The organism is Streptomyces sp. NPDC033177, from assembly GCF_055577715.1.
In genome coordinates this window covers 425,938-441,236 of the sequence record NZ_JBVIPS010000002.1, presented here as the reverse complement: position 1 = coordinate 441,236, position 15,299 = coordinate 425,938, and the positions used below count along the sequence as shown (strand labels likewise).

Below are 15,299 nucleotides of genomic sequence, written 5' to 3'. Positions count from 1 at the left end.
GCTGCCTGCGGGAGGGCGTTCAGCGAACGACGGTCCCGGGCCCCGCTCCCAGCAGCCCGAGCTCCGCACGCGTAGGCGCGCCTTCCCAGTCCCCGTGTGACGCCACGGCGAAGGCGCCCGTGGTCACCGCCCGGTCGAGGCGCCCCGTCAGGTCCTCCCCGTCGAGCAGCGCCGACAGGTATCCGGCGACGAACGCGTCTCCCGCGCCCACGGCGTCCACCGCCCGCACCGGGCGCGCCGGAGCGTACAGCTCGCCGGCGGCGTCGTACGTGGTGGCCCCGTCGGCGCCGAGCTTGACCACGACCTCGCGGACGCCCTGCGCGAGGAGCTCCCCGGCCAGGGCGGAGGCCTCACCGGCGTCCTTCGTCTCCGGGAGGCACAGCGGCAGTTCGTCGTCCGACGCGATGAGGACATCGACGTACGGCATCCAGGTGCGCATCACCGCGGCGGACTCCTCCGCGCTCCACAGCCGCGAGCGGAAGTTGACGTCGAGGCAGACCGTCGTGCCGTGCTCCCGGGCCAGTTCGAGGGCGCGGCGGCACGCGTCGAGGGCGGACGGGCCAAGGGCCGGGGTGATGCCGGTGAGGTGCAGGACGCGAGGCGCGCCCGAAGAGGTGAAGGCGGCCTCGACCGCGGTCGCCGTGAGGCGTGAACCGGCCGAGCCCGCGCGGTAGTAGTGCACGCGGGTCACCTCGGGCAGCCGTGGCTCGAAGAGGATCAGGCCCGTGGGCGCGTCCGGATCACGGGTGGCGCCGGAGACGTCGACACCCTCGGCCCGCAGCGTGCGCAGCACCAGCTCGCCCGCCTCGTCGTCGCCGACAGCGCCCGCCCACCGAGCCGTGTGGTCAAGGCGCGCGAGACCGATGGCCACGTTCGACTCGGCACCCGCGACGGACACGTCCATCGAACCGCCCAGCTTCAGCGGACCGCTGCCGCGCAGGGCGACCATGCTCTCGCCGAGGGTGAGGACGTCGGCGGCGCTCCCGTGAGCCGTGGCGCTCATCGGCCGGACCCTGTGACCGCCACGAACTGCGCCGCGCGCTTGCGCAGCGCGTCCAGGTCGCCGCCGTCCGCCGCGTCGCCGATCAGCGGGGAGCCGACGCCGACCGCGACCGCGCCGAGCGCCAGATACTCCTCGGCGGCGGGCGCGTCCACGCCGCCCACCGGTACGAAGGGGAGGTCGGGGAAGGGGGCTCGCAGTGCCTTCAGGTAGGCGGGGCCGCCCATCGCCGAAGCGGGGAAGATCTTGAGCGCGGTGGCGCCGGCAGCACTCGCCGAGATCACGTCGGTGGGGGTCAACACCCCTGCTGCGACGGGCAGTTCACACCGCAGGGCCTCCTCGACGCCGGCTCCGAGTCCCGGCGTCACGACGAGGTTCGCCCCCGCGTCCGCGGCGCGCCGTGCGTCGTCCGCCGTGAGGACCGTGCCCGCGCCGAGCCAGGCCTCGCCGCCCAGCTCGGCGCGGGCCCGCCGCAGGACGCCCAGGGTGTCCGCACCGCTGAAGGAGACCTCGACGAGCGGCACACCGGACTCGACGAGCGCCATGACCGTCCGGAAGGAGGCTTCCGCGTCGGTGCCGCGCACGATGGCGACCAGGCGCTGGGTCCGCAGGGCTGAACTGAAGGCAGTGGTGAGGTCCGACATGCCCCAAGGCTCGCACAGGGGGCTGAGCGTGCCTGCTCAGGGCTAGGCCTGCCCTGTCGACGGACCCTAGGTCTCGGTGCCGGGGACCTTGGACCTCGGCTCGGGGCGGCGGCTCCCGTGCCCGCGCCCCGCGTGCCGCGTCTGCTCGGGGTGGCGTGCCTGCCAGTACGGGTTGTCGTGCGGCAGGGCCGAGCCGACCCGCCCGTACATCCCGAAGATCATCAACAGAACGCCCACCACGAAGCTGAACAGCACGTTCTGGATGCGGAAGGCGAGGAAGTTGAAGCCCGTGTCGAGGAGGGCGAGGTTGACGAAGCCGCTGAGGATGAAGGCACAGCCGAGGACCATGTTGAGCGTCGACGCGAAGTTGCCGCCGATGACCATGCCGGCGAGGAGGAACAGCCCGACGCAGATCGACAGGACGCTGAGCGCGCCGTTGGTGTTCAGACCGGCGACGGTGTCGCCCCCGGTGTCGAAGAAGCCGACCTTGTCGATCAGGCCGAGGATGCCGAACGCGATCAGGACGAGCCCCATCAGGCCCGCGCCGACGCGGTAGACCGTGCTGAGACGGTGGTCGACGGGCAGGTGCTCGTTCAGCGTGACGCGCCGCCTCGGGCGCTTCGTCCCTGGATGGAGTACATGCGTGGCCATGGTCCGCCTCCCGATGTCGGCGTACGTAGCTCCAGGATCCGCCCGCGGGCCACGGACCGCCACCAGGCGCCCTCCGATACCGGCCGCCCCTCGGCCCTCAGGCCCCCTGCCCGCGCTCCTCCCTGATCTGCGTGACCACGCGGCCCACCGCCTGCCGCACGCCTTCGGTCTCGGTCAGGAAGTGCCAGTAGTCCGGGTGGCGCCCTTCCAGGGAGGCCACCGCGCGGTCCAGGCGGGCGACGGACTCGTCCAGCGGGCGGGCGTGCCGCTGCTCCGGGGTCTGGCGCCCCGCCATGGCCAGGCGCTGGGCGTCGCGGATCGCGAAGCGGGTGCGCTCGATCTCCTGCTGGGGGTCCTTCGCCACTGCGTTCAGCCGGTGCAGCCGGTCGCCGGCGGCCGAGACCGCCTCGTCCGTCGAGTTCAGCAGGGCGCGGACCGTCGAGAGCAGGGAGGTGGCGTCCGGCCAGCGCTGCTCGTCCCGCGCCTGGCGGGCCTCCTTGAGCTTGACCTCGGCCTGGCGCACGTTCTCCGCGGCCTGGTCCGGTACGCGCTGCAGGTCCTGCCAGCAGGCGACGGTGAAGCGCCGCCGCAGCTCGCTGAGGACCGGTTCGACCTGGCCGCTGCGGGTGGTGAGGGCCTGCGCACGCGTACGCAGCGAGACGAGGCGGCGGTCTATCTCGGCGGCACGCTCGGGCAGCCGCTCCGCCTCGGCCCGCACCGCTTCGGCGTCTCGCAGGACGCGGTCGGCGCGCTGCAGCGTCTCCGGCACGCCGTGCTGCCCCGCTCCTTGGTTGAGCTTGGTCAGCTCGGGCCCGAGGGCGGCCAGGCGGGCGGCGAGATCGTCGGCCTTGAGCCCGGCACCCCGCACGGCATCGAGGGCGTTGCTGGCGGCGAGGAGGGTCTGGCGGGCGCGCTCGACGGCCGGGGCGAGCCGGGCGAGCTGTGTCTCCGCCTTGTCGAGCAACGGGCCGAGCCCCTGCTGGAACCGGTCCAGGTCCTGCTTGGCCTTGTCCAGCTCGGCCTTGGCCTCGGTGAGCTCGGTCCGCGCGCGGGCGGCGACGGAGGCCTCCAGGTCGTCGCGGTCGAGATCATGGGCGTCCACCGCGCTGATGTACTGGCGGCTTGCCTCGTCGATCCGGCGCCCGATGGCCTCGAAGTCGGACACGGCACGCTGGGCGGCGGGCGTGGAGTCGACGGCGACGATGGTCTCCACGGAGATCCGCAGGTCCCGCTGGGCGGTGTCCAACTCGTAGAAGGCGGCGGCCGCGGCGTCCTTGGCGGCCTGGGCGTCGGCCCGCACGCTCTCCCCGCGCCCGCCGAACCACCGCCGGGTGCCGCCGCCCGCGAAGGCGGCGGGGAGGGCCAGGGCGAGGAGGGGGAGGGGCAGGAGGGCGAGCGCCAACGCGTCGCGCAAAGGGCTCGGACGGACGCCGGGGCGGGAATTAGGCGCGGGCCGGGATCGGGGCGCGGAGCGGGAACGGGGCGCCGAGCGGGAATGAGGCCGCACGCTCCCGCAGCGACGTACATCCTCGTCCGGCAGTGCTGATCTACTCGACGTGTCCGGTGTGTACGGCTGCGAAGGTGTCGCCGTCACTATCCCTCTCCCGTGCTGTCATCCGCCTTGCCCGGTCTCACATTCTCCCACCGGTTAATGACGAACACACGGGCCGGTTAGTTCGCGCTCCGCACCGAGACTTTGCCGTCTTCGCTGCGGGCGGACACGAGGTGCGGACTACCACTGCCACGGAGGGCGGAAACATCTGTGCCCCCACCGGTCGAGGACCGCTCCCTTACGGGTTTGCGGCCCGGGGCCACAGGCAAGGTAGGCTGTCGAAATATCCCGGGCGCGTAGCTCAGCGGTAGAGCGCTGCCCTTACAAGGCAGATGTCGGCGGTTCGAAACCGTCCGCGCCCACAGTGACGCCGTGCAGGTAGACGGTGTGAACGGCCTCCCATCCTTGATCGGATGGGGGGCCGGTTTCGTGTGGGGGCGTGTGCGGGCTTGCCCTGTCGCGTTCAGTCGCTCGTCGCGTCACGTGGCTCGTCGCGTCACGTTTCAAGCTGAGGGCTGGGTGCCCAGCCGGGCTCCGAGTGGCTGTCGTTCGTCGGTTTGACGGTTCCGGCCCTCAACTGGACCTGGAGTGCTGCGATCTGCTGCCGCATGGCCTTCAGCTGCTCGTAGGTGTCGAAGAGGTAGCGGACCTTGGTGCGCAGCGTCAGCGGGTCGATGGGCTTGAGGGCCACGTCGGCCACGCCGAGCAGGAAGGCGGCCGCGGCGACCTCGCGGCTGACGTCGAAACCGGTCAGCAGGACGATCGGTATGCCGCGTGTCTGGTCCAGACGCCGTACGTAGCGCACGACGTCGAGACCGCTCACGCCCGGCATGCGCACGTCGAGCAGGATGAGCCCGACGTCCCCGCGCAGCACCACTCTGAGCGCGTCGTCGCCGTTGGTCGCGCTCACCAGCGGGTATCCGAGGGGAGCCAGCGCGCTCTCCAGCGCGAACAGGGTGTCCTTGTGGTCGTCGACGACGAGGATCACGGATTTGGTCTGCATGGACGGGTCCCCCTCTCTCAACAACCACGTTATGCCGAAGTCGAGTTGGAGAGTCCCTTCGTGACCGCGGGGCTAAACCTGGGGTTCAGGATGGCGGCAACAGAAATATCAGAAACACCAGCGGCACCAACAGATGCCGCCCCCCCGTCTAGAGGCGAGAGGGGCGGCGTCGGTGGGTGCGTTTGCAAAATTCCCGGCGCGTGAGGGATTCATTCCGTGAAGCCTTTCGCAGGCTAGGTCCCCTCTGCCTTTGCATACTCCTGGGCCATGCCTCCCGCGAAGTCGTACACCACGACCTGTTCCTCGCCGACCACCCAGGCGTCGTGGCCGGGCGGGCACACGAAGACGTCACCCGGGCCGACTTCGGCCTCGCCTCCGTCGTCCATGCGGAGGTGCATCCGTCCCTTGACGACATAGGCGTTGTGGTGGATCTGGCAGCTCTCGGTGCCCGCGAGCGGGGCGACGGATTCGGACCAGCGCCAGCCGGGTTCGAAGGTTCCCACGGCGAAGTCAAGGCCCGTGAGATGAACGGCTTCGAGGTGACCGCGAGGGAAATCGCGTCGCTCGTCCGGCTTTTCGACCGCCTTGACCTCGATCATGACAACTTCCTCCGTCCGGGCCCTGCCCGCGTATATCCGGAGTCAGTTGGAGTCGCCGCGGGGCCCACGGCCGACATCATCACCAGCCGACCCCTTTCTTCCATCGTCCGCCTGCCGGCCGGAGGGCGCCACCTGGCCGCGAGAGGTCGCGCGTGGTCGCGAATGTAAAGGCGGTTACGGATCGATCGGGTGGTCGCCCAGAACTTCGGGGATCTTGGGTGAGTTGAACGGTTCGGCACGGCCTGTGTGGGGCCCTCGCCGGAAAGGATGCATCTCATGAAGACTGCCAAGGCCACTGCCGGTCTCCTCGGGGCAGGACTCGCGCTGGGGACCGCTTCATCCGCGTACGCCGCGCCGCAGCCGCCTGCCGACGGCGGGACGCTGCTCGACTCCGTCGCGCGGGTCGCGCCGAGTCCGGAGGACGTGAAGAACCCCCTCGACGAGGTCGCCGTCGACCCGGCCACCGGGGAGCTGCGGGCGGACAACCCCTCGGCTGTCACCTCCACGGTCGACAGCGCGGCGCAGGGCGCGGTCTCGCTGCTCGGAGGGCTTCCCGCCGGGGCGCCGCTGGGAGGGCTGCCCGCCGGAGCGCCGCTCGGAGGCTGAGGGGGCGGTGTCCGCGTACGTCAGCCCTGTTCGAGGCCCATGGGCGAACCGCCGCCGCAGAACGGCTCCTTGGCGCGGGGCGTCCAGGTCATTGGATGACCGGTCGCGTCGGCGGGCCCGGCCGCCCTGGGGCGACCGACCCGCTCAGCGGCCGGAACCCGGGTGTGTGCGCTTGTACCTGCGGTCCCAGCGTTCCTGACGTTCCTTGCGGATGCGGTAGTCGCGGTAGGTCTTGGGGAAGCCTCCGCCTCCGCCCCCACCGCCCCCACCGCCCCCACCGCCGCCTCCGGCACCAGGGGCCGCACCCGCGCCGCTTCCGCTGCTGCTCTTGCCCGAGCCCCCGCGGTCGTACTGCTGGACCATGAAGAAAACGAGCGCCGCAGCTGCCAGCCACAGAAGTGGCTGGCTGAAACCCAGGCCGATCAGTGCAAGGAGCAGGACGACCAACAGAACATTCATGGCAGCACCTCCTCGGCGTTGGGGGGAGTCAACGCCCGCCGTCACCCGGTGTCAATGATTTTCTCGTGTATGTGTTTGAGCCGTGCGCGAGCAGCCACCGCGTCGGGTCCCGTCACCTGTTCCCAGAAGCGGTGACAAGTGACAAACACTGCCAACTCCCGCTCCCGTGCCCGGAGTTTCTCGACCTCCGCCTGTTCGTCCGGGGTCCAGCCTGGGGAGGCGGGGCGCTCCACCTTCCGCCAGCCGTGGTCGTCGCTGAAGCCGTCCAGGGGCGTGACCGACCAGGGGAGCCGCTTCAGCAGGGCCAGGAGTTCGGCCCGGACCTGGTGCAGTTCCTCCTGACCCGCGAGGAGGTCGTCCGGAAAGTCGTATGCAGGGGTTGCAGGCACCCCGTAATGCTACTCCTGTTCGAATTACGAGTGCGAGGGCTCTCGTGGTCGGCACGGCCTCCGACGAGACCTCCGACACGACTTCCCGCGCGTGCCGCACTCGCGGCAAGCTGTAGGTATGTGCCGCAGCATCAAGACTCTCCGTCCGCCCGCCATCCCCGAGGACGCCACCGAGGAGGAGGTCCGGGCCGCCGCGCTCCAGTACGTGCGCAAGGTCTCGGGTTTCCGTGCCCCGGCCGCGCACAACCGCGAGGTCTTCGACCGTGCCGTGGACGCGGTCGCCGAAGCCACCGCCGAGCTGCTCGCCGGGATCGAGGTTCGCGGAGGCAAGCCGCGGGCCGCCGAGCAGACGCCCGAAAAGGCCCCGGCGGCCTAGTTCGCCGCGGTCGCCGCCGCCGTGGCGGCACCCGCCGGACCCGCCGGGCCCGCCGTGCCCGCCGTGGCCGAGCCCGTCGCGGTGCGCGGTCGTCGGACCAGGAACGCCGCCCCCGCGCCCGCCGCGAACAGAGCGAGCAGCGAGACGCCGGTGGCCAGCCACGTCGCGCCGAGCCACTGGGCGCCGAAGTAGCCGAGCGCGACGCTGTAACCGGCCCAGGCCACGCCCGCGAGGGCCGACCAGGGCAGGAACTCGCGCACCTTGCGGTGTGCGGCTCCTGCCGCGAGCGAGACGATCGAGCGGCCCGCGGGGGCGAAGCGCGCGATGACGACCAGGGCGCCGCCGCCCCGGGCAAGCGCCGTGCCGAGTCGTTCCTGCGCGGTGGTGAGGCGGCGCGAGCGGGCGATGGCGCGGTCCAGGCGTTCGCCGCCGCGCCAGGCGAGGCGGTAGACGGCCAGGTCGCCGAGGACCGAGGCGGTGGCCGCGCAGAGCAGCAGGACCAGGATGTCGGGGACGGCGTGCGGCACGCTCTGCGTGCTGGTGCCCGCCGCGGCAGCCGCCGTGGCCGCCGTGATGACGAGGACGCCGCTCGGCAGCACGGGCACGACGATGTCGAAGAGCACGGAGAGAGCGACCACCGCGTAGATCCATGGGCTGCTGGTCAGTGAGCCCAGATTCTCAAGCACCGAAATTCCCCGTAACTCCCCGGCCGGCGACGTGACTGCCGCGACGTCGCGGGGGAGCGGCAGGGGCGGCTTGGTGACAGCTGTACAGCGTACGCCGCGGTCTCCCGCGGAGATCCACGGGGGGCTCATATGTTCGCTACATCACGTTCACCCGGCTGCCGCCCCCGATGGGGCATACGGCGCCGAAGTCCCGTACCAACATCATCACCAACCCAGCGACCAGCAGGGTCGGCGGACGGTACGGAAGGAGCGGGGCGATGGTGGCAGGAATGCTCGCCGGGGCCGTGGCAACGGTGGTGCTCGCAGCGGGCGGTGGCGGTGCGCCCTTGAACGAAGGTGCGCCCTACTACGAGATGAAGGCCGGGGGGCGGTTCGCGCCGCCCACGGCCTCCATGTACGTGTGGGCGGTCACGTACGACACAAAGCTCGTCCCGGCCGGATCCCAGATCGAGATCGACCAGCGCGGCAGGCCGAACGACATGTCGGTCACGCTCCGGGTGAAGGGAATGCAGCCTGGTTACGCGTACGGCGCGCACGTGCACGAGAAGCCGTGCGGCGTCGACCCCGAAGCGGCGGGCGGGCACTACCAGCACCGCAAGGACCCGGTCCAGCCTTCCGAGGACCCGGCCTACGTGAACCCGGAGAACGAGGTCTGGCTGGACTTCACCGCGGGCACGGACGGCTCGGGCACGGCGACTTCCCGCCATGACTGGGAGTTCCGGGCGGGTGAGGCCAGATCCGTCGTGCTGCACCGCGAGCGGGGCGGCGCGGGTGAGCGGCTGGCGTGCTTCACGGTGCCGTTCCTTCCCACCCACTGAAGCGACAGCCCTCGGGGCACGACGGGGTCTGACGTAGCGACGGCGCCCCCTTCCTCGTACGCGCACGAGGAAGGGGGCGCCGTCACCGGTGCACCTGAGCGCGCGTCCGCGTCAGGCGGCCACCGGGGTCCGCTCCGAGGCGCCCTTGTTCGCGGTCTCGCCGCGCGAGGCGAAGAGCCGGTCGAGGCCGAGCGCGCCCGAGCCGGTGAAGACGAGCAGGAGCATGGCCCAGCAGAAGATCGCGGAGGCCTCGCCGCCGTTCTGCATCGGCCACAGGGCCTCCGGCTGGTGCACCTTGAAGTAGGCGTACGCCATCGAGCCCGACGAGATGAACGCGGCGGCGCGGGTGCCAAGGCCGAGGGCGACCAGGCCGCCGCCGACCAGCTGGATGACGGCCGCGTACCAGCCGGGCCAGGTGCCCGCGTCGACCGTGCCGCCGCCCATCGCGCCACCGAGCACTCCGAAGAGCGAGGCGGCGCCGTGGCAGGCGAAGAGCAGGCCGATCACTATGCGGAAAAGCCCGAGGGCGTAGGGCTGGGCGCTGTTGAGACGTCCAGTCATGGTGGGGGACTCCTTCGGTTTTCGGGGACGGTAACCGAGTGGAGGCCCAAGGTTAGGTGAACCTAATCAATGCTTGCAAGTTCAACATCTGGCCATTCGGGCGATTCCGCTTCCCCCGCGGACGGGATCACTCCCCTCGCCGACGGGATCTTCGCGACGCCCGCAGCCGTCCGCAGCACGGCCCGCGCCACCGCGTCCGCGTCCGACAAGGTCACCGAGTCGACACCCGGCCGGGCGCCGGCGGCCGTCACCCAGTGCACGCCCTCGGTGGGCACGCCGAACGCAAACCGCCTTGCGTGCGACCGTCCTTGACGGTCGATCAGGTGATAGGGGCGGGGTGTGACGTCGACGCCTCCGGTTTCGTGGCCGTCGACGACGTGGGCGCGGCACTGCCCGGTCCTCAGGAGCTGCCCGAGCAGTTCGTCCGCGGTGCGCCGCACGTCGGGCTCGGGCAGCCGGGCCTCGATCACTGTGGTGACCGACACGGCCGACCCCGGTACGTCGGGGGAGTGCGCGAGGTACGCCCCGTCCGCGGTGGGGCGCACTGCGAGACGCGGGCCGAGGACTTCGAGGACGCCCGCCTCGATGAGCGCGGTCATCTCCTCGATGCGGCGCCGCGGCGGGCCGATCGAGAGGTAGGCGTTGAGCGGTGTGTACCAGCGGTCCAGGTGCTCGCGGCGTGACGTCCCGGACAGGCCGCCGTGGTCGAGGATCAGGCGGAGTTCGTTGCGCAGGTCGCGCAGCACGTCCAGGGCGGACTTCAGCGGGCTCGCGACGTTGCCGAGCGCGGCCTGCGCCGTGTCCTCGCGCAGATACGCGAGTAGCCAGGCGCGGAAGTCGTCCGGTGAGCGGAAGGTACGGCCGGAATGCGGCTGCGCGAGGCGGTCCCAGGACCAGCGCGCGGCCTCGGGGATCCCGAACTCGGCCAGTGTCAGCTCTTCTCGGGGGCTGCGGTGCGGCGACGCGAGGAAGGCGTCCCGGAACTCCACGGCACGCCCGGCGGGATGGACGAGGGCGGCGTAGTAGACCGTCTCGACCTCCTTCGCGACCAGCGGCCATATCTCGTCGAGGAAGTCCGGGGCGTCGCCGTTGTCCGCGCGCTTGCGGAAACGGGCTATGACGTCGGGGGTGAGGACGAGCGGCCGATGCCGTCCGTACGGGCCCTTCGCGTTGTCGCCGCGTGCTTGGTACGGGATGCCGCGCCGCGACCCCGCGTACAGCTTCGGCTCGTGTCCCGATGGCTGGTAGCGCAGCCCGCCCCCCGGCGCCGGGACGAAGCGTCCGCCGCGGGCCTGCGTCAGGAGCGCCATGTGATCGAAGAAGTTGAGGCCGAGCCCGCGCAGCAGGACGTGCTCGCCGGGGGCGATGGCCGAGAGGTCCACGTCGGCGGGGTTGGCCGGCGGTATGTGGCGAAGGCCGTGGCGCGCGGCGTGCGCGCCGAACTGTTCCTGCGTGGTGTCGCCGACCGCAGGGAGGTGCCCTTGAGCGAGGACGACGGCGCTGAGGCCGGTGAGTGAGCGGCCACCGTCGAGTACGAGGGACTGGGGGCCGTCGCTCGGGCCGTCCAGTCGCACCGCGCGCGCCGCGTGCACCTCGACCCGGACCGATCCGGGGGCGGCGCGCAGGGTTTCGGCGAAGACCCACTCCAGGTAGCGACCGTAGCAGGCGCGCGTCGGGTAGTCGTCCGGGCCGAGCCCCGGCGCGTGCCCGGCGGCGGCCCACGCGTACAGGCTCGGCCCCGGCCGGATCGGTCCTGCGCAGTCGACGCTCTCGTCGGTGAAGAGGGTCACCTGGGAGGCGACCGTGTTCATGAGCAGCTCGGCCGGCTGGGCGGTCCGCCAGACGCGTCCCGGCCCCGGGGGCGAGGGGTCGACGACGTGAACCGTCAGCCGCGCCCCCGGCGACAGGAGTTCGGCTGCCGAGGCACAGAGGCGTTCGAGGACACTCGTCCCGCGGGGCCCCGCGCCGACGACGGCGACTGCGACTGCGCTTGAGACTGAGACTGAGTCTGCGACGTCATGGTCCGGTGCGGCCGATGCGGATGGTGCGGACAAAGGCGTGACTCCCGGGCATAGCAGGGGGCGGTGGGGGGATGCGGGGTGGCGAGGGTGCGGGGGTGTTGAGGGCGGTGGAAGCGGACGGTCCGCCTCATCATGCCGCCGCGGCACCGGAAGGCGAACCCCGCAGCGGAGGATCACCGGACGGGTGTGTCCTGTGTCACGTGAGGTGTGTGAAGCGCCGGTGTCCTATGAGGGGTTATGGAAAAGAAAGGGGCGTGAGGGGTCTCGCGAACCCGTGAGCCCACGCCCCCGCCGCGTCACGAGAGCTGAGACTCCTGGGTCGTCTTCAGGTGGGCGCCCACGCCCTTCACCACCTGGGCCTGGTCAAGGCGTACGTGCGCCGAGCGGCCCCGCAGTGTCAGCGTCATGAGCTGGTTGCCGAACCAAGGCCCGCCCGTCTTGCGCCAGTTGATGGCTGCCGGTGCCGAACGGCCATGACGTACGAAGCGACGGCCCAGCGCCCGGCCCACCCTGCTCCAGCCGAAGTGGAAGCCCACCTTTATCGACGCGGGGATGGAGTTGTGGACGGGGGAGCACGTCAGCTGCAGGACGCGGGCTTCGGGGCCGCCGCCGTCCGGCCACGTGGGCTCCGCGATGTACGCGTGGTGCACGTCGCCGGAGAGCACGCACACCGTCGCCGGGGCGCCCGCCCCCGTACCCGCCTCAGCGATCAGGGAGGTCAGCGCGTCGAAGGACGAGGGGAACGCCGCCCAGTGCTCCAGATCCGAACGCCTGCGCAGGTTCTCGCCGAAGCGGGCCCAGCGCGCGCCACGCTCGCCACGGCACAGCGCGGCGTTCCAGCCCTCGGCGTCATGGATGAGGTGCGGCAGGAGCCAGGGCAGCGACGTGCCGATCAGGAGGTGGTCGTATCCCTGGCTCCTGCCGCCCGTGCTGCCCGAGCCGTCCTCCCCGCCCACGCCGCCTGCGCCGACCTCTCCGCCCACGCCGTCCAGCGCCTGCTCGCGCAGCCAGCGGGCCTCGTCCGGATCGATCATCGCGCGGTTCTGCTCGTCCAGGACACGCGCCGCACGTGTGTCGATCATGAGCAGGCGTACGCGGCCGAAGTCCCGGCGGTAGCTCCACCGGGTGGCGCGGGGATCGGCGTCCGACGCGGAGGCGAAGGCGCGCAGCGCGTCCGTGCCGTCGGGCGACGAGCGCAGCACGGCGTACAGCTCGTCGCGTTCGAGTTCGGCGGGCGGCAGGTTGCCGATGTGCTGGTAAACCCAGTACGACATCAGGCCGCTCAGCACGCGCTCGCGCCACCAGGGCGTCGCGCGCATCTCGGCGAGCCAGGCCGCGCTGGTGTTCCAGTCGTCTATGACGTCGTGATCGTCGAAGATCATGCAACTGGGCACGGTGGAGAGCAGCCACCGTACCTCGGGGTCGAGCCACGACTCGTAGTAGAGGTGGGTGTACTCCTCGTAGTCCGCGACCTGGTCGCCCGGCGGGTCGTTCAGGTTCCTGCGGGCCGCGAGCCAGCGCCGCGTCGCCTCGGACGTGTTGTCCGCGTACACCTGGTCGCCCAGGAGGAGCAGGACGTCCGGGCGGTCGGCCGGCGTGCCGGTGGCGATGCGTGCGGCGAGGGTGTCGAGGGCGTCGGGCCCGACGGGATCGTGCTCGTCGCTCGGCGGGGCGGCCCAGCGGCAGGACCCGAAGGTGACACGGATCGCCTCGTCGTCGCCGTCGCCCGGCGTGCGGATGGTGCTCGGCGGGAAGGGCGAGTCCGGCAGCGGCCACACGGGCGCGCCGCTGTCGCCGAGCCGCACCTCGTACGCGGTCTCCGTGCCCGGACGCAGCCCGGTGACCGGGATGAGCGCGTAGTGATGGCCCGCGATCTGGAACGTGTTCGCCGTGCCCTTGGCGCCGTCGGCGCACCGCACCTCGGCGGTGCACGGGCGGTCGGCCTCGACCCAGACCGTCGCCGTCGAACCGTCGACATACCTCAGCAGTGGACCCAGACGCAGCCGTGCCACGATGATCACTCTCCTCCGTCGCCCCGTACGGTACGGAACGACGGAGGTCCGTGGCGAGGTTCCGGGGATTCCCGCTGGTTACAGGCTGGTGACCTGACCGCTCATGCGAGCCGGTGGTCTCAGCAGCCGGTCTCAGCAGCCGTTGAGCACCGACGACAGCTTGGTCTTCTCCGCCGCGTTCACCGTGAGGCTGTAGTGGTGCTTCACGTCCACCCACATCCGGGCGTAGTAGCAGTGGTACGACGTGGTGGGCGGCATCCATTCGGCCGGGTCCTGGTCGCCCTTGCTCTGGTTGACGTTGTCGGTGACGGCGATCAGCTGGGGGCGGCTGAGGTCGTTGGCGAAACCTTCCCGCTGGGCGGTGGTCCAGCTGCTCGCGCCGGACTTCCAGGCCTCGGAGAGCGGGATCACGTGGTCGATGTCGACGTCGGACGCGGCGGTCCAGGTGCCGCCGTCGTACGGGGACTTCCAGGTGCCGGACGTGGCCGCGCAACTGGAGTCCTGCTGGACGTTCGTGCCGTCGCGCTTGAGGACGACCTCGCGGGTGTTGCAGGCGCCGGACTGGGTGCTCCAGTGCGGGAACTTCTCGCGGCTGTATCCGTCGGACGACCCTTCGGCCCGCTCGGTGAGCTGGCCCAGGTAGGTGCGGGCGGTGGCAGCGGATACCGGCGCCGGGGGAGCGGCCTGGGCGGGCGCCCCGGTGAGGAGGGCCGCCGCGGAGGTGAGGGCGGTCAGGGCGGTGACCGTGGCGATACGTCGACGCGCGTAGACAGCGGGCATGCGAACTCCCTTGAGGTGGGGGGATGTTGGCCGTTCGGGCGGCCATGCTGACGCGGTGGGGTTTCCTGCGGATGTGCGTCAAGTGACAGGGTCGCGTCAATCAGGTGGTCAGTTCAAGAGTTCTGGCGCCATGTCATGTGCGTTCATGTGTGGGGGAGTTGGGGGCGAGTGGCCCGGAGGGCCGTTTCTAAGTGGCCCGGGTCACATGTCGGGGGGTCGAAAGGCCCTGGTCCGGGGTGCTCGTGCGTCCCGTACGATGGATGGCGCAGAAGGGGAGTAGCTCTTCGCCGGACCGTCGACATACTGCTCAGCTCGCCTGAGCCGGCGCCCGGAGGCAGGCCCCGTCATCCTCGCGGTGTACCGCGATGGACCGGGTCGGCCAGCGAGACCTTCGGCAAGCAGTGCCCGACGTACATGACCGTGTGCGTCCGTGTGTGCTGCCGTGCCGAGGTGTCGTACGTGAGGTACAGATTGCTCTCGGTGGGGCAGCCCGACCGATTGAGGAACCTTGATCAGCATCAGCGTGATGGCGCTCGTCTTCGGCGTCGTCTTCCTTGCCGAACTCCCGGACAAGACAGCGCTGGCCGGGCTCGTCCTCGGGACGCGCTACCGCGCCTCGTACGTCTTCGTCGGGGTCGCGGCCGCCTTCGTCGTTCATGTCGTGCTCGCCGTGGCGGCGGGCAGCGTCCTGACGCTCCTGCCGCAGCAACTGCTGCACGCGCTCACCGGTGTCCTCTTCCTCGGCGGGGCGGCGATGCTGCTCCTGAAGGGCGGCGAGGACGAGGAAGAGGTCCGCGAGCCCAAGGACCAGAGTTTCTGGAAGGTCTCCGGCGCGGGTTTCATGCTGATCCTGGTCGCTGAGTTCGGTGACCTGACGCAGATCATGACCGCGAACCTGGCCGCGCGGTACGACGACCCGCTCTCCGTGGGTCTTGGCGCGGTGCTCGCGCTGTGGGCGGTCGCCGGGCTCGGCATCGTCGGCGGAAAGGCGCTGATGAAGCGGGTGCCGCTGTCGCTCATCACCAAGATCGCGGCGCTCCTGATGCTGGGGCTCGGGGTGTGGAGCCTGTACGAGGCGATTGCCTGAGCCGCTCCCCGCGACACCCGGATGTCCGGGTTCGGGATGCCCTTGTAAGGGGTGT

At 71.2% G+C, this 15,299-nt stretch carries 17 protein-coding genes and 1 tRNA gene; 5 read left to right on the top strand and 13 right to left on the bottom strand.

The window, feature by feature from the left end; genetic code table 11:
• Nucleotides 1-19: 19 nt before the first annotated feature.
• From ACZ5U5_RS08050 to ACZ5U5_RS08035, 4 genes are all read right to left on the bottom strand, one after another.
• On the bottom strand, nt 20-1,003 hold the full coding sequence (locus ACZ5U5_RS08050; RefSeq protein WP_469017897.1) for a sugar kinase: 984 nt from the start codon (nt 1,001-1,003) through the stop codon (nt 20-22).
• On the bottom strand, nt 1,000-1,644 hold the full coding sequence (locus ACZ5U5_RS08045) for a bifunctional 4-hydroxy-2-oxoglutarate aldolase/2-dehydro-3-deoxy-phosphogluconate aldolase (protein WP_469017894.1): 645 nt from the start codon (nt 1,642-1,644) through the stop codon (nt 1,000-1,002). The genes ACZ5U5_RS08050 and ACZ5U5_RS08045 overlap by 4 nt, the downstream gene beginning before the upstream one ends.
• Nucleotides 1,645-1,710: 66 nt before the next feature.
• A complete protein-coding gene (locus ACZ5U5_RS08040) occupies nt 1,711-2,295 on the bottom strand; it encodes a DUF4383 domain-containing protein (RefSeq protein WP_469017891.1) in 585 nt (194 codons plus the stop codon).
• A 97-nt stretch (nt 2,296-2,392) separates the two neighbouring features.
• A complete protein-coding gene (locus ACZ5U5_RS08035) occupies nt 2,393-3,889 on the bottom strand; it encodes a hypothetical protein (protein ID WP_469017888.1) in 1,497 nt (498 codons plus the stop codon).
• Between the two features lie 248 nt (nt 3,890-4,137).
• Between ACZ5U5_RS08035 and ACZ5U5_RS08030 the strand changes: the two genes are divergently transcribed.
• Nucleotides 4,138-4,209, top strand: a tRNA-Val gene (locus ACZ5U5_RS08030).
• 134 nt (nt 4,210-4,343) lie between these two features.
• Here the strand turns inward: ACZ5U5_RS08030 and ACZ5U5_RS08025 are convergent.
• Both ACZ5U5_RS08025 and ACZ5U5_RS08020 read right to left on the bottom strand, forming a co-directional pair.
• Nucleotides 4,344-4,850 carry a response regulator gene (locus tag ACZ5U5_RS08025; protein WP_469017886.1) on the bottom strand — a complete coding sequence of 169 codons (507 nt, stop codon included), beginning with the start codon at nt 4,848-4,850 and terminating at the stop codon, nt 4,344-4,346.
• Nucleotides 4,851-5,083: 233 nt separating this feature from the next.
• Nucleotides 5,084-5,449: a cupin domain-containing protein gene (locus ACZ5U5_RS08020; protein ID WP_469017883.1), complete on the bottom strand. Its 366-nt coding sequence runs from the start codon at nt 5,447-5,449 to the stop codon at nt 5,084-5,086.
• A gap of 276 nt (nt 5,450-5,725) precedes the next feature.
• Between ACZ5U5_RS08020 and ACZ5U5_RS08015 the strand changes: the two genes are divergently transcribed.
• Nucleotides 5,726-6,055, top strand: coding sequence for a hypothetical protein (locus tag ACZ5U5_RS08015; RefSeq protein WP_469017880.1), 330 nt, complete (start codon nt 5,726-5,728; stop codon nt 6,053-6,055).
• Between the two features lie 144 nt (nt 6,056-6,199).
• Here ACZ5U5_RS08015 and ACZ5U5_RS08010 read toward each other — a convergent pair whose 3' ends face one another.
• Complete coding sequence (locus ACZ5U5_RS08010) at nt 6,200-6,514, bottom strand: hypothetical protein (RefSeq protein ID WP_469017878.1); 315 nt, start codon at nt 6,512-6,514, stop codon at nt 6,200-6,202.
• 41 nt (nt 6,515-6,555) lie between these two features.
• Nucleotides 6,556-6,903 carry a hypothetical protein gene (locus tag ACZ5U5_RS08005; RefSeq protein ID WP_469017875.1) on the bottom strand — a complete coding sequence of 116 codons (348 nt, stop codon included), beginning with the start codon at nt 6,901-6,903 and terminating at the stop codon, nt 6,556-6,558.
• A 118-nt stretch (nt 6,904-7,021) separates the two neighbouring features.
• Between ACZ5U5_RS08005 and ACZ5U5_RS08000 the strand changes: the two genes are divergently transcribed.
• A complete protein-coding gene (locus ACZ5U5_RS08000; RefSeq protein ID WP_469017872.1) occupies nt 7,022-7,279 on the top strand; it encodes a DUF2277 domain-containing protein in 258 nt (85 codons plus the stop codon).
• On the opposite strand, the gene ACZ5U5_RS07995 is transcribed toward ACZ5U5_RS08000, so the two are convergent.
• The gene (locus ACZ5U5_RS07995; protein ID WP_469017869.1) at nt 7,276-7,965 is read right to left on the bottom strand and encodes a DedA family protein; all 690 of its coding nucleotides are present in this window, start codon (nt 7,963-7,965) and stop codon (nt 7,276-7,278) included. The genes ACZ5U5_RS08000 and ACZ5U5_RS07995 overlap by 4 nt on opposite strands.
• Before the next feature lie 257 nt (nt 7,966-8,222).
• On the opposite strand from ACZ5U5_RS07995, the gene ACZ5U5_RS07990 reads away from it, so the two are divergent.
• The gene (locus tag ACZ5U5_RS07990; protein ID WP_469017866.1) at nt 8,223-8,783 is read left to right on the top strand and encodes a superoxide dismutase family protein; all 561 of its coding nucleotides are present in this window, start codon (nt 8,223-8,225) and stop codon (nt 8,781-8,783) included.
• Nucleotides 8,784-8,894: 111 nt separating this feature from the next.
• Here the strand turns inward: ACZ5U5_RS07990 and ACZ5U5_RS07985 are convergent, their stop codons facing one another.
• From ACZ5U5_RS07985 to ACZ5U5_RS07970, 4 genes are all read right to left on the bottom strand, one after another.
• Nucleotides 8,895-9,344, bottom strand: coding sequence for a DoxX family protein (locus ACZ5U5_RS07985; protein ID WP_469017863.1), 450 nt, complete (start codon nt 9,342-9,344; stop codon nt 8,895-8,897).
• A gap of 62 nt (nt 9,345-9,406) precedes the next feature.
• Nucleotides 9,407-11,398 carry an FAD/NAD(P)-binding protein gene (locus ACZ5U5_RS07980; protein ID WP_469017861.1) on the bottom strand — a complete coding sequence of 664 codons (1,992 nt, stop codon included), beginning with the start codon at nt 11,396-11,398 and terminating at the stop codon, nt 9,407-9,409.
• 263 nt (nt 11,399-11,661) lie between these two features.
• Nucleotides 11,662-13,377, bottom strand: coding sequence for an alkaline phosphatase D family protein (locus tag ACZ5U5_RS07975; protein WP_469017858.1), 1,716 nt, complete (start codon nt 13,375-13,377; stop codon nt 11,662-11,664).
• A gap of 132 nt (nt 13,378-13,509) precedes the next feature.
• Complete coding sequence (locus tag ACZ5U5_RS07970; protein ID WP_469017856.1) at nt 13,510-14,157, bottom strand: HNH endonuclease family protein; 648 nt, start codon at nt 14,155-14,157, stop codon at nt 13,510-13,512.
• A gap of 508 nt (nt 14,158-14,665) precedes the next feature.
• Here ACZ5U5_RS07970 and ACZ5U5_RS07965 point away from each other — a divergent pair.
• Entirely contained in the window at nt 14,666-15,244 is a 579-nt protein-coding gene (locus ACZ5U5_RS07965) for a TMEM165/GDT1 family protein (protein ID WP_451203249.1), read from the top strand.
• Nucleotides 15,245-15,299: the final 55 nt, after the last annotated feature.